This window comes from uncultured Bradyrhizobium sp., from assembly GCF_936943645.1.
GTDB lineage: Bacteria > Pseudomonadota > Alphaproteobacteria > Rhizobiales > Xanthobacteraceae > Bradyrhizobium.
On the sequence record NZ_CAKZJO010000016.1, the window covers coordinates 1 to 12500 of the forward strand.

At 64.9% G+C, this 12500-nt stretch carries 13 protein-coding genes (1 of these 13 running past the window's edge); 9 read left to right on the plus strand and 4 right to left on the minus strand.

From position 1 onward, the window contains the following. Window positions 1–40 precede the first annotated feature (40 nt). Window positions 41–583, minus strand: a complete 543-nt coding sequence (locus tag Q0743_RS02030) for a methylated-DNA--[protein]-cysteine S-methyltransferase (protein ID WP_298239927.1) — start codon at window positions 581–583, stop codon at window positions 41–43. A gap of 136 nt (window positions 584–719) precedes the next feature. Between Q0743_RS02030 and Q0743_RS02035 the strand changes: the two genes are divergently transcribed. Continuing rightward, window positions 720–1538, plus strand: a complete 819-nt coding sequence (locus tag Q0743_RS02035) for an alpha/beta hydrolase (protein ID WP_298239928.1) — start codon at window positions 720–722, stop codon at window positions 1536–1538. Window positions 1539–1540: 2 nt separating this feature from the next. Further along, window positions 1541–2353: an alpha/beta hydrolase gene (locus tag Q0743_RS02040; protein WP_298239929.1), complete on the plus strand. Its 813-nt coding sequence runs from the start codon at window positions 1541–1543 to the stop codon at window positions 2351–2353. Between the two features lie 178 nt (window positions 2354–2531). On the opposite strand, the gene Q0743_RS02045 is transcribed toward Q0743_RS02040, so the two are convergent. Continuing rightward, on the minus strand, window positions 2532–2987 hold the full coding sequence (locus tag Q0743_RS02045) for a carboxymuconolactone decarboxylase family protein (protein ID WP_298239939.1): 456 nt from the start codon (window positions 2985–2987) through the stop codon (window positions 2532–2534). Between the two features lie 99 nt (window positions 2988–3086). Here Q0743_RS02045 and Q0743_RS02050 point away from each other — a divergent pair, with 99 nt between their 5' ends. The 4 genes from Q0743_RS02050 (at window position 3087) to Q0743_RS02065 (ending at window position 7220) form a co-directional block, all read left to right on the plus strand. Then, entirely contained in the window at window positions 3087–3944 is an 858-nt protein-coding gene (locus Q0743_RS02050; protein ID WP_298239930.1) for a sigma-70 family RNA polymerase sigma factor, read from the plus strand. 184 nt (window positions 3945–4128) lie between these two features. Then, window positions 4129–4806, plus strand: a complete 678-nt coding sequence (locus tag Q0743_RS02055) for a GntR family transcriptional regulator (protein ID WP_298239931.1) — start codon at window positions 4129–4131, stop codon at window positions 4804–4806. Window positions 4807–4948: 142 nt separating this feature from the next. Next, on the plus strand, window positions 4949–5749 hold the full coding sequence (locus Q0743_RS02060; protein WP_298239932.1) for a phytanoyl-CoA dioxygenase family protein: 801 nt from the start codon (window positions 4949–4951) through the stop codon (window positions 5747–5749). Window positions 5750–5906: 157 nt separating this feature from the next. After that, window positions 5907–7220: a Gfo/Idh/MocA family oxidoreductase gene (locus Q0743_RS02065; RefSeq protein ID WP_298239933.1), complete on the plus strand. Its 1314-nt coding sequence runs from the start codon at window positions 5907–5909 to the stop codon at window positions 7218–7220. Window positions 7221–7313: 93 nt separating this feature from the next. Here Q0743_RS02065 and Q0743_RS02070 read toward each other — a convergent pair whose 3' ends face one another. Next, window positions 7314–8399, minus strand: coding sequence for an SDR family oxidoreductase (locus tag Q0743_RS02070; protein ID WP_298239934.1), 1086 nt, complete (start codon window positions 8397–8399; stop codon window positions 7314–7316). 288 nt (window positions 8400–8687) lie between these two features. On the opposite strand from Q0743_RS02070, the gene Q0743_RS02075 reads away from it, so the two are divergent. Both Q0743_RS02075 and Q0743_RS02080 read left to right on the plus strand, forming a co-directional pair. Further along, window positions 8688–9779 carry a TRAP transporter substrate-binding protein gene (locus Q0743_RS02075; protein ID WP_298239935.1) on the plus strand — a complete coding sequence of 364 codons (1092 nt, stop codon included), beginning with the start codon at window positions 8688–8690 and terminating at the stop codon, window positions 9777–9779. 445 nt (window positions 9780–10224) lie between these two features. Further along, window positions 10225–11316 carry a TRAP transporter substrate-binding protein gene (locus Q0743_RS02080; RefSeq protein WP_298239936.1) on the plus strand — a complete coding sequence of 364 codons (1092 nt, stop codon included), beginning with the start codon at window positions 10225–10227 and terminating at the stop codon, window positions 11314–11316. Between the two features lie 221 nt (window positions 11317–11537). Here Q0743_RS02080 and Q0743_RS02085 read toward each other — a convergent pair whose 3' ends face one another. Then, window positions 11538–12137, minus strand: a complete 600-nt coding sequence (locus tag Q0743_RS02085; RefSeq protein ID WP_298239937.1) for a hypothetical protein — start codon at window positions 12135–12137, stop codon at window positions 11538–11540. A 232-nt stretch (window positions 12138–12369) separates the two neighbouring features. On the opposite strand from Q0743_RS02085, the gene Q0743_RS02090 reads away from it, so the two are divergent. Beyond that, on the plus strand, window positions 12370–12500 hold the beginning of the coding sequence (locus Q0743_RS02090; RefSeq protein WP_298239938.1) for a DUF2199 domain-containing protein. The gene runs 376 nt beyond the window's last position; 131 of the gene's 507 nt are visible here — the first part of the coding sequence; it begins with the start codon at window positions 12370–12372; the stop codon falls past the right edge of the window.

Sequence of the window (12500 nt, forward strand, 5' to 3'; positions counted from 1 at the left end):
CGCGCCGACCCTCCCCCTCCAGGGGAGGGTGAAGCGGAGATCAATCAAACAAGCTCGGCGTGTGGTTCACCAGCGCGCCTTCGATTTCCAGCATCTTCAGCTTCGTCACCACGCCGCCGTTCGCAGAAAAGCCGCCGGGCTTGTTGCCGGCCGCGAGCACGCGGTGGCAGGGCACGACGATCGGACACGGGTTGCGGCCGAGCGCCTGGCCGACGTCGCGCGACAGCTGCACGCCACCGAGTTGCTTGGCGATATCGCCATAGGTGACGGTCTTGCCCGGCGGAATGGCGCGGGCGATCACGTAGACGCCGCGGTTGAACTCGGGCACCCCGTCGAGATCGAGCTCGATATCGATGAGGTCATCGGGTTCGCCCGCGAGCAGCTTTGTCATGCGGTCGATCGCCTCTTGCACCTCGGCCGTCGGCTCGGCCTCGGTGGCCTCGGTGTGGCGCTGGCTGATACGGGTGCGGATCTTCTGTTCGCCACCCATCGGCAATTGCGTGCCGTTGATGCCGCGCGGGCCCCAGGCGATGGCGCAAAGGCCGATCTTCGTGTCGAACAGGGCAAAATGCTGGTCGGTCATGGCGTGTTTCCCGCTTGCGTCCTTGTCGCATGCCCCCAATGTGATCTCGGCCTAAATCTAGGCTTGGAAATAGTTGCGATCCACCCGGTTTCCGGGAATCTTGCACAGGAGTTCCGCCCCGCCTCGCGAGTCCCGAATGCAAAGCCTCCACGTCAACGGTTACGACATGCCCTATCTCGACGTGGGCGAGGACAAGGGCCGCGCGCCGCTGGTCTGCGTGCATGGCTCGCTCAACGACTTCCGGGTCTGGGGCTGCGTGCTCGGGCCGCTGTCGCAGCGGCACCGGGTGATTGCCGTCAGCCTGCGGCACTTCTTCCCCGAGCGCTGGAACGGCCTCGGTGACACCTACTCGATCGCCCAGCATGTCCAGGACGTCATCGCCTTCATCGACAAGCTCGACCTCGGGCCGGTCGACCTGATGGGCCATTCCCGCGGCGGCCACATCTGTTTTCGCGTCGCGCAAGCGCGCCCCGATCTGCTGCGCCGGCTGGTCCTGGCGGAGCCCGGCGGCGAACTCGATGCCAGCCTCGATCCTGACTATGTCGGCGGGCCCTCGCCGCTCTTGGCACGCTTCACCGCCTCGGCCGAGAAGATCGCGGCCGGCGACGTCGACGGCGGCCTTGCCGTCTTCGTCGACACGCTCGAGGGCCCCGGCACCTGGCCCCGGCTGCCGGCGATGGTGAAGCAGAACCTGCGCGACAACGCCACTACGCTGATCGGGCAAGTCCGCGACAATCGTCCGCCGTTCTCCAAGGCGGATGCGGAGCAGATCAAGATGCCGACGCTGTTCATCCTGGGCGCGCGGACCAAGGGCCTGCTGCCGAAGGTGCTGCATGCGCTTGCCGCGCATGTGCCCTATTCCAAGACGGCGATCATCCCGAACGCGACGCATCCGATGTTCGAGCAGGCGCCGCAGAAATACTCCGAAGTGGTCCTGGATTTTCTGGCGAGCTGATCATGCAGACATTCCGCGTCAACGGTTACGACATGGCCTATCTCGAAGTCGGCGACGGCCATCCGCTGGTCTGCGTGCACGGCACGCTCGGCGATTTCCGCACCTGGTATTCTGTCCTCGGTCCGCTATCGAAGAGCCATCGCGTGATCTCGGTCAGCCTGCGGCATTTCTTTCCCGAGCATTGGGATGCCGTCGGCGACGACTACAAGATGGCGCAGCACGTCGCTGACACGATCGCCTTTATCGAACAGATCCAGCCCGCGCCCGTCGACCTCATGGGCCATTCGCGCGGCGGCCACATCGCGTTCCGCGTGGCGCAGGCGCGGCCGGATCTGGTGCGAAAACTGGTGCTGGCCGAGCCCGGCGGCGACCTCGACGCCAGCCTGCCGCTCCCTGAAGGCACGCCCGCACATCCACCGCTGGCGGCGCGCACTGCGCGCTCGGTCGAGATGATCCGCGCCGGCGATCTCGAAGGCGCGCTGCAGAATTTCTACGAGGGCATCGAGGGCGACGGCTCCTGGCGGCGCGTGCCGGCGGCGGCCAAGCAGCAGCTCCGCGACAACGCGCTGACCTTTCTCGGCCAGATCAACGAACAGCGCCGGCCCTACACGCTCGGCGATGCGCAGGCGATCAGGACGCCGACATTACTGATCGGCGGCGGCGCGACGACCGGCAGCCTGTCGGTGATGTGGCGCGTGCTGGCCGAGCACATTGGAGGCGCGCAGACGGCGGTGATCCCGAACGCCGGGCATTGGATGTTCGAGCAGGACCCGCTGGGGTTCGGCGATGTGGTGAGCAAGTTCTTGGCCGAGTAGTTGATTGTAAGGAGCGCGCCGTCGTTGATCCCCCTCGCCCCGCTTGCGGGGAGAGGGTGGGGTGAGGGGGAGCCTTCGCGCAGACGATGAGCATGGGACTCGCGGAGAGTCCCCCTCACCCGGAATTTGCGATGCAAATTCCGGCCTCTCCCCGCAAGCGGGGAGAGGCGAAGAGGCCTCACACCGTCCGCACACCGACCGGCATCTTGATGGTCGCGTTCAGCCGGTTCCAGACGTTGATGGTCGCGATCGAGAGGATCAATGTTGCGAGCTCGCGCTCGTCGAAATGCTTGTCGGCCTCGTTCCAGATCGCATCGGGCACCGGATCCTCGCGATCGGCGAGGCGCGTGACGGCTTCGGTGAGCGCCAGCGCGGCGCGCTCGGCGTCGGTGAAATAGGGCGCATCGCGCCAGGCCGATACGGCGAACAGGCGCTCGTCGGTCTCGCCCAGCTTGCGGGCGATCCTGGGATGCATGTCGACGCAGACGCTGCAGCCATTGATCTGGCTGGCGCGCAGGTGCACCAGTTCCAGGAGCTTTTCCGGCAGGCCCTGCTTGGTCAGGTTGCCGAGGGACTGCAGGACATTCATGGCCTCGGGCAGGACCATGACAGGGTGATTCATGCGGGCGTGCATCATTTTCGTCTCCATCTCACAAATCTCGAAGGTTCCGGTCACATCGGCCGGATCGGCTTCGTCATGGGCATGACGGATCGCGATGAGGGAATGTGACCGATGACCGAAGAAAATCTTCTCACCAACCAGTTCGAGGCCAGCCGGGACCATCTGCGCGCGGTCGCCTACCGCATGCTGGGCTCCCGCGCCGAGGTTGACGATGCCGTGCAGGAGGCCTGGCTGCGGGTCAGCCGCTACGACATGTCCGATATCGCGAATCTGCGCGGCTGGCTCACAACCGTGGTCGCGCGCATCTGCCTCGACATGCTGCGCGCACGGAAGTCGCGCAAGGAAGATCCGATGGGCCCGCATGTGCCCGAGCCCGTCGACGACGCGCAGCTGCGCGAGGCGGAGATGGCCGACTCGGTCGGCGCGGCGCTGCTCGTCGTGCTGGAAACGCTGCAGCCGGCGGAGCGGCTCGCCTTCGTGCTGCACGACATGTTCGCCGTGCCCTTCGAGGAGATCGCGCCGATCGTCGGCCGCTCGGTCGAGGCATCGCGGCAGCTCGCGAGCCGGGCGCGGCGGCGCGTGCAGGGAGCGCCGGTGCCCGAGACCGACCAATCACGCCAGCGCGGAATCGTCGATGCCTTCCTCAAGGCGTCGCGTGAAGGCGATTTCGAAGGCCTGCTCGCGGTGCTCGATCCCGACGTCGTCTTCCGCGCCGATCAGGCCGCGGTGCGGCTCGGCACGCTGGCCGAGATCCGCGGCGCGGATGCGGTCGCACAGCTCTACAAGGGCCGCGCCCAGGCCGCGCGGACGGCACTGGTCGACGGCGAGATCGGCGTTGCCGTCATCTTCGGCGGCCGGCTGCGCATCGCGCTGCGCGTGACGTTCAGGGGGGACCGCATCGCCGGGATCGAGGCCTTGGCCGATGCGGAGCGGGTCGCCGCGCTGGATGTGGAGGTGCTGGAAGGCTGAGGCCCAACGCAATTTTGCGAAAACAACCCCATGCACAGTAGAAAGGCGTAAGGAAATCATTGGCTTACCAGGCTTGAAAAGGCCTCTGGATCCACCCTGGGATACCGCTTGACGCGTCATACAAGTGAGGCGTAGCTTCGAATACGGAATTCCGTATTCCCTTTTCTTTTTCGGAGCTGCCGGCGTGATCCCTCTCGACCCGCTTCCGAACCTGATCGACCAGGTCTATGCGCGCATCCTGGAGGCGATCTCGGACCGCACGCTTCAGCCGGGTCAGCGCATCCGGCAGAACGAGCTCGCCGACAGGCTCGGCGTCTCGCGCCAGCCGGTGTCGCACGCGCTGCATCTCTTGCACCGGCAGGGTCTCGTCGCCGAGAGCGGAAAGCGCGGCTTCGAGGTCACCCAGCTCGATCCTTCGCGCATCCGCCAGCTCTACGAGGTGCGCGGCGCGATCGATGCGCTGGCGGCACGGCTTGCCGCGGAGCGCGCCGCAAGCGACGCCGCAGGACGCGCGCGGCTCGACGCGGCGCTGACCGCCGGCCGCCACATCGACCGCAACACGACGCTGGCCGAGCTCATCGCGCTCGATGTCGATTTTCACCGCGCGATCTATCAGCTCGCCGGCAATCCCGTGATCGAGGAGACCATCGCGCCGCAATGGCCGCATATGCGCCGCTCGATGGCAACGGTGTTGTCGGAGCTCGACTATCGCGGCAGCGCCTGGGCCGAGCACGCCGATATCGCAAAATACATTCTCGCAGGGAACTCGAAGGCGGCCGAAGCTGCCGCGCTGGCGCACGCGCAGACGGCGGGACGGATGACCGAGGAGAGATTGAGGGCGACGAACGAGGCGGCGGCGTAGCCCGCCGCGCCTGCGCCGTCATGGCCGGGCTTGACCCGGCCATCCACGTCTTTGCTCGAGTGCTCGAAGAACGTGAATGCCCGGGACAAGCCCGGGCATGACGAGAGAGAGAAACAACAAGCAAGACCAAGGAGGACGACCCATGAAACTGTCTCAGGAGCAATTGGAGTTCTTCCACCGCGAGGGCTGGCTATTCCTGCCCGAGCTGTTCACCCCGGAGGAGGTCGATCTGCTCGCGCGCGAGGCGGTCGGTATCTACGACGCCAACCGGCCGGAGGTCTGGCGCGAGAAGAGCGGCGCGCCGCGCACGGCCTTTGCTGCGCATCTCTACAACGAAGCATTCGGAATCCTCGGCGCGCATCCGCGCATGATCGAGCCGGTCGAGCAGCTGTTCGGCGAGCCCGTCTACATGCACCAGTTCAAGATCAACGCGAAATCGGCCTTCACCGGCGACGTCTGGCAATGGCACCAGGATTACGGCACCTGGAAGCGCGACGACGGCATGCCGGAGCCGCGCGCGATGAACATCGCGATCTTCCTCGACGAGGTGATGCCGATCAACGGTCCCCTGATGCTGGTGCCGCGCAGCCAGAACGCCGGCGATCTCGAAGCCTCGCACGACCTTGCCACCACCTCCTATCCGCTGTGGACGCTGGACGAGGCCACCGTGACGCGGCTGGTCGAGCAAGGCGGCATCGTGGCGCCGACCGGCAAGCCGGGCGGCATGCTGATGTTCCACGGCAATCTCGTGCACGGATCCGCCGGCAACATCACGCCCTACCCGCGCAAGATCGTGTATCTGACGCTGAACGCGATCTCGAATTACATCCGTAACCCCACGCGGCCGGACTACATCGCCCATCGCGACTTCGCGCCGATCAAGACGGTGGACGACGACGCCCTGCTGCGGCTTGCCCGTGCGCCAAGGCAGGCGGCGGAGTAGCCTCTGGTGCCCCGGACGCAGCGCAGCGCGTCTTCAGCGGTGCGCTGCTGAGCCGGGGCCCATGCCACACGGAATTCCCTCACACTGGGTCCCGGCTCTGCGGCGCAGCGTTGCACGCTGCACCTTGTCCGGGACACGATACTGATCGGGTAGCACCATGAACCTCTTCCGCCTCCTCCAGGCCCGCGCCGCCGCCGGCAAGCCGGTCCGGGTCGCATTGATCGGCGCCGGCAAATTCGGCTCGATGTTTCTGTCGCAGGTGCCGCACACACCGGGGCTGGAGGTGCCCATCATCGTCGACATCGACCGTGAGCGCGCGCGCGAGGCGTGCCGCACCGTGGGCTGGAGCGCCGAGCTCATCGCAAAGACCGTCTTCACCGATGACGGCGCGCGCGCCATCGCCGGCGGCGCGATGGACGTGGTGGTCGAGGCAACCGGAAATCCCGCCGTAGGGATCCGCCACGCGCGCGCCGCGATCGCGGCGGGCAAGCATATCGTGATGGTGAATGTCGAAGCCGACGTGCTCGCAGGCCCCCTGCTCGCCGAGGAAGCACGCAATGCCGGCGTCGTCTATTCGCTGGCCTATGGCGACCAGCCGGCATTGACCGCCGAGATGGTAGACTGGGCCCGCGCCACCGGTTTCCGCGTCGTTGCCGCCGGCAAGGGGACGAAATATCTGCCGGCCTATCACGACGTCACGCCCGACGGTGTCTGGCAGCATTACGGCCTGACCGCAGGCGAAGCGCAGTCGGCCGGCATGAATCCGCAGATGTTCAATTCCTTCCTCGACGGCACCAAATCGGCGATCGAGATGGCCGCAATTGCGAACGCCTGCGGCCTCGACGTGCCCGCGGACGGCCTGCTGTTTCCACCCTGCGGCGTCGACGATCTCCCGCATATCATGCGGCCGCGCTCGCACGGCGGCGTGCTGGAACGGTCCGGCGTGGTGGAGGTGGTCTCCTCCCTGGAGCGCGACGGACGGCCGGTGTTCCGCGACCTGCGCTGGGGTGTCTATGTCGTGCTGGAGGCGCCGAACGACTACGCGGCCGACTGCTTCAGGCAATACGGACTGAAGACCGACGGCAGCGGGCGCTATGCTGCGATGTACAAGCCTTACCATTTGATCGGGCTGGAGCTGAACATCTCGGTGCTCTCGGCCGCACTGCGGGGCGAGCCGACCGGGCAGCCCTACGGCTTTCGCGGCGACGTCGCCTCGGTCGCCAAACGCAACCTGCGCGCCGGCGAGATGCTGGACGGCGAAGGCGGCTACACGGTGTGGGGCAAGCTGGTGCCGGCGGCCGCGAGCCTGAAGGCCGGCGCGCTGCCGATCGGCCTTGCACATCGCCTCAAGCTGAAGCACGACGTCGCCCATGGCGAGATCGTGCGCTGGAACGATGTCGAGTTCGACGCGAACAATGAGACGATCAGGACGCGGAAGGCGATGGAAGGGGCGTTCGCAAAGGAGGGGTGAGACCTCCGCGGCGCAAAGTATGTGGATGCCCGGAAAAGGCCCAGGCATGACGTCCTTTTGCGGCGAAACAGTACGCCAGCAACACGACAACCGCTACGGCAACAGCCGTTCTTCTTTCGCCTGCCGGAACCACTTCCGGAACATCTTTTCCGTGTCCATCATCTCCGTAAAGCCGGCGCGGTTGATCTTCACGGTGGAGACGATCGAGGGCGGGCCGGATTCAGTGTGGCCGTAGCGCATGCTGTAGTCGGCGTACTGGAATGAGAGTCCGACGAAGTCGGCGAGACCGGGCGATATGAGGTTGTGCTTCGCCCGCAGTCTGTCCCAGGCGTCGATCCAGTTTGGATATTCCTTCGCCAGCGAAAGCGGCACCGGTTTGCCGGGCTTCATCTCCAGGGCGTCGGCTACCGCGGGCCAGATGTTCTCCCAGGTAAAGACATCGCCATTGATGACATTGAAGGCCTCGTTCTGCGCCGTCCGGGCTTCGCCCGACCAGGCGATCGCGCGCGCCAGGAGATCGACATCGACCGCCTGCCCCACACGCGCGGCGCCGCCGGGGAAATCCAGCGGCCGGCCCTGCTCGCGCAGCATCGCCGCGTAGACACCGAGCGGCGGAATCAGGTCCATCGCGCCGCCCATGGCGAGGCCGACGATCAGGACGGGACGCAAGATGCTCCAGTGCCACGCCTTGCCCTTCTGCAGCTCGCGCAGGAAGTTCTCCTGGGCCCAGTAGAAATTGGGCTGCTCGTACATTTCGGAGCGGCCCTCGCGTGCCGGCACGGTCAGGGGGCGGACGTGGACCCCATAGGCCTTGGTCCCCTGCAACAGGGCGACATGCCTGAGGCCGGGCGCCACCGGCTCGAGCGCGCCCATCAGATTGCGCAGCATCAGGTCGTTGGTCTTGATCTGCTGCTCGTCGCGCCAGCCGTCGACGAGCTGCGGCGCCTCGTAGAGCGCGGCATAGACCAGATGGCTGGCGCCCGCGAGCTCGGCGGCGGCGCGGCGGCAATCCGCGGCGCTGGTGAGGTCGATCGGGACGTGGCGGGCGCCGTGGAGGTTGCGCGGTCTTCGCCGCGACAGCGCCACGACGTCGCAAGGCTCCGACGTGCCGAAGTGTCGCAAGGCGGCGTTGCCAACGAGACCGGTCGCGCCGGCGACCACGACCTTCTTGCCCGTCATTGCGCGCCTCCGTTCGATTGTTGCCTCATCCTTTAGCAGACCGCCCACGGGCCCGACTTGTGTCTGGCCCGCTTCGCAGTCGCGAGATGCATGCGGCTTGATTAACGCGGGACGAACAGTCATCCTTGCTGACGGAACCGCAACGCTCGGCTTCCAGCAACAAGAGCCCATCAGGGCCATTCGGAAACGTCTAAACCATTTCAACAAAAGAACGTCGATCCTCGACGACGAACGACGACACCAAGATCGTTCCCTGCTCGACGCATCGACGCAATGGAAGGGATACGCATGAAACGTCGTGATTTTCTCAAGGTGACGGGCGCTGGCCTCGCCGCCAGCACTGCCGTCGCCGCGCCGGCGATCGCTCAAAGCTCACCCGAGATCAAGTGGCGCTATGCCACGAGCTGGCCGAAGTCGCTCGATACGCTCTATGGCGGCTGCGAGTATTTCTGCAAGCAGGTCGCCGACATCACCGACAACAAGTTCCAGATTCAGCCGTTTGCGGCGGGCGAGATCGTCCCCGGCCTACAAGTGCTGGACGCGGTGTCGAACGGCACCGTCGAGATCGGCAACACCGCGCTTTACTATTATTGGGGCAAGAACCCCGCTTTCACCTTCGCAACCGCGTTGCCGTTCGGATTGAACACGCGCCAGCAGATCTCCTGGCTGCTGTGGGGCGGCGGGCAGGATCTCGTCAATGACCTGCTCAAGGAATACAACGTCTACGGCATTCCGACCGGCTCGACCGGCGCGCAGATGGGCGGCTGGTTCAGGAAGGAGATCAAGTCGATCGACGATCTCAAGGGCTTGAAGATGCGCATCGGCGGCTTCGCCGGCACCATCCTCGCCAAGCTCGGATGCGTGCCGCAGCAGCTCGCGGGCGGCGACATCTATCCGGCGCTGGAGAAAGGCACGATCGATGCCGCCGAATGGGTCGGTCCCTACGACGACGAAAAGCTCGGCTTCGCCAAGGTCGCGAAATACTACTACTATCCCGGCTGGTGGGAAGGCACGAGCCAGGGCCACAACATCATGAACATCGAGAAGTGGAATTCGCTGCCCAAGCACTACCAGGCGGCGATCGATGCGGCGTCACGCGATACCTTCACCTGGATCACCGGCAAGTACGACGCAGTGAACGCCCCGGCACTGAAGCGGCTGATCGTCGGCGGCGCGATCCTCAAGGGTTTCCCGCAGGAGGTGCTCGAAGCCTGCTACAACGCGGCAAACGAGATCTATGCCGATCTGTCCAAGACCAATCCGCATTTCGGCAAGATGCTGGCGAGCATGAACGCGTTCAAGAACGAAGCGCTGCCATGGACCCAGGTCGCCGAGCTCAGCTTCGACGGCTTCATGGCGCGGATGCGGGCGAAGACGTGAGGCGGTAACCGCGTACACGACTAAAGAATGAGAGGCCCCGGCGATGATGACGTCTCCGGGGCTTCTCTCTTCCAGCGCCGCTCCCGCAGGGGGGACACAAAGCGAGCGCATGCCCACCGCCCTATCCAGTTGAATGAGATCGCGGGCACGGCGCTGTCGCGCCTTTGTCCATCTTACGGGAGCGATGCTCTTAACAGACGGCGTCGCCGCGTGGTTCGTCCGCACGGCCTCTTCGCAACTGCGAGCATTGCCGCGACGCTTGATTATCCCAAGGCGACCGGTCATCCTCGCCGCCGGAGCCGCAACGCACCGGAATCCACAAAGAAGCCCTCAAGGGCCGCCTGACATATTCCTATCGTCACAAACAACGTCGGTTATCGGCGAAGCCAAGACGACATCAAGATCGTTCCCTTAGTCGAGCACTCGGCACATTGGAGGGATACGCATGAAACGTCGTGATTTCCTGAAAGGGACGGGCGTGGGTCTCGCTGCGAGCACAGCGTTTGCCGCACCGGCCGTTGCACAGTCGATGCCCGAAGTGAAATGGCGGTTAGCTGCGAGCTGGCCGAAATCACTCGATACGCTCTATGGCGGCTGCGAATATTTCTGCAAGCGCGTCGCCGAGATTACCGACAATCGCTTCCAGATCCAGCCCTTCGCGGCCGGTGAGATCGTCCCCGGCCTGCAAGTGCTCGACGCCGTCTCGAACGGCACGGTCGAGATGGGCAACACCGCGCTCTATTACTACTGGGGCAAGAACCCGGCATTCACCTTCGGCACGTCGTTGCCGTTCGGTCTCAACACGCGCCAGCACATTTCCTGGCTGTTGTGGAACGGCGGTCAGGAGATGCTCAACGATCTCCTGAAAGAGCACAATGCGATCGGCGTGCCCACGGGCTCGACCGGCGCCCAGATGGGCGGCTGGTTTCGCAAGGAGATCAAGACCATCGACGATCTCAAGGGCCTGAAATTCCGCGTCGGCGGTTTCGCCGGCACCATCATCGCAAAGCTCGGCGGCGTGCCGCAGCAGATCGCCGCCGGCGACATTTATCCCGCCCTTGAAAAGGGCACCATCGATGCGGCGGAGTGGGTCGGCCCCTATGACGACGAGAAGCTCGGCTTCGTGAAGGTGGCGAAGTACTATTACTATCCGGGCTGGTGGGAAGGCACCGGCCAGGGCCACAACGTCATGAACCTCGAGAAGTGGAATGCGCTGCCGAAGCATTATCAGATCGCGATCGCCACGGCCTCGCTCGACACCTTCACCTGGGTGACGGGCAAGTACGATTCGGTCAATCCGCCCGCACTGAAACGATTGCTGGCGGCCGGCGCAACGCTCAAGCCGTTCCCGCAGGAGGTGCTCGAGGCCTGCTACGCCGCGGCCAACGAGATCTACGCGGATCTCGCCAAGACCAATCCGCATTTCGGCAAGATGTATTCGAGCCTCACCGCCTATCGCGCGGAGTCGCTGGCCTGGATGCAGGTCGCCGAGCTCAGCTTCGACAGCTTCATGATGCGGATGCGGACGCGGACATAGCCGCGACGCGCGGCGCAGCGCAGAACGACAAAAGCCCCGGAGATGTCTCCGGGGCTTTCTTGTTTGAGGCAGACGCTCGTGCCCCGGACGCAGCGCAGCGTCCCCTCGACGGTGCGCTGCAGAGCCGGGGCCCATGCTACTCCGAATCCGCGGCTCTCTGGGTCCCGGCTCTGCGCAGCAGCGTTGCACGCTGCAGCGCGTCCGGGACACGAGCGAAGGCCTCAGTTCTCGTCATCGCCGAGCGCAGCGATCAGCTTGTCGTAGTACTTGCTGACGAGATCAATATTGGCCTTGTTCTCGACCGCAGGCGCCGGCGTCTTCAGCGCTTCGTTGAGCTCGTCGAGGGCTTCCTTCTTGTCCTTGGCCGGCATCTTCTTGTCGGCCTGCACTTGCGCGATCTGCGATTTGATCACGGCTTCCGTGCCGACATATTTCTTGGTCGCAGGGTCGAAGCCGCCGATCACGAGGCTGATGTTGTCGACGACGTTGTTGTAGTCGTCATAGCCGGCAAAGCCGTACTTCTTGGCGACGTCCTCGAGCTGCGCGACGACCTTCTGGTCGGGCGCGGCGTTCTCGGGGAGCTTTGCCGTGATCGCGTCCATGTCCTTCTGGGCGGCAAGCACGCCATCGATCTGCTTGTCGGTCAGCGCAATCTGCTTGAGTGGCGGAGCCTGCTGCTGGGTCGGTGCGGGCGCGGCCTGGCTCGAAGCCGGCGGCTGCTTGGCCTGTGCGAATGCGGTGCCGGAGGAGGCAAGCGAAGCTCCGGACAGGAGGCACGCGACACCGAGCGCGGTGAGAGCGGGACGAAGCAATGCTGGCATGGAAGTCTCCTCCGGACAGGGGGAAATGTTGGCCTTGGGTGGTCGGACGCTAGGGGTCTCGCAATGAACTGCGCATGAACTCCATCGCGCATGAACTCCATCGCTTTGTGCTAGCGGGAGATCGTGGCTGAATGATCACGACTTGGTGGGAGCCGGGTGGCTGCCCCGCTCGATCCATCGAACCGCGCTTCCTGATATGCTGCCGCCAAACGCGTCACGAAACGGTGAGACCATGTTCCGCTTCAAATGCACGTGCTGCGATGAATGGCACGAAGGCATGCCGGGCTATTCGGCCGACGCGCCGCTTTATTTCTATTCCATCCCGGCAGATGAGCGAAAACGCCGCTGCGCGTTGGACGCAGA

Coding starts and splice junctions, on each gene's coding strand:
- Q0743_RS02035 (WP_298239928.1), top strand. CDS start 720: ATGCAAAGCCTCCACGTCAACGGTTACGACATGCCCTATCTCGACGTG.
- Q0743_RS02030 (WP_298239927.1), bottom strand. CDS start 583: ATGACCGACCAGCATTTTGCCCTGTTCGACACGAAGATCGGCCTTTGC.
- Q0743_RS02040 (WP_298239929.1), top strand. CDS start 1,541: ATGCAGACATTCCGCGTCAACGGTTACGACATGGCCTATCTCGAAGTC.
- Q0743_RS02075 (WP_298239935.1), top strand. CDS start 8,688: ATGAAACGTCGTGATTTTCTCAAGGTGACGGGCGCTGGCCTCGCCGCC.
- Q0743_RS02085 (WP_298239937.1), bottom strand. CDS start 12,137: ATGCCAGCATTGCTTCGTCCCGCTCTCACCGCGCTCGGTGTCGCGTGC.
- Q0743_RS02080 (WP_298239936.1), top strand. CDS start 10,225: ATGAAACGTCGTGATTTCCTGAAAGGGACGGGCGTGGGTCTCGCTGCG.
- Q0743_RS02045 (WP_298239939.1), bottom strand. CDS start 2,987: ATGCACGCCCGCATGAATCACCCTGTCATGGTCCTGCCCGAGGCCATG.
- Q0743_RS02060 (WP_298239932.1), top strand. CDS start 4,949: ATGAAACTGTCTCAGGAGCAATTGGAGTTCTTCCACCGCGAGGGCTGG.
- Q0743_RS02050 (WP_298239930.1), top strand. CDS start 3,087: ATGACCGAAGAAAATCTTCTCACCAACCAGTTCGAGGCCAGCCGGGAC.
- Q0743_RS02070 (WP_298239934.1), bottom strand. CDS start 8,399: ATGACGGGCAAGAAGGTCGTGGTCGCCGGCGCGACCGGTCTCGTTGGC.
- Q0743_RS02065 (WP_298239933.1), top strand. CDS start 5,907: ATGAACCTCTTCCGCCTCCTCCAGGCCCGCGCCGCCGCCGGCAAGCCG.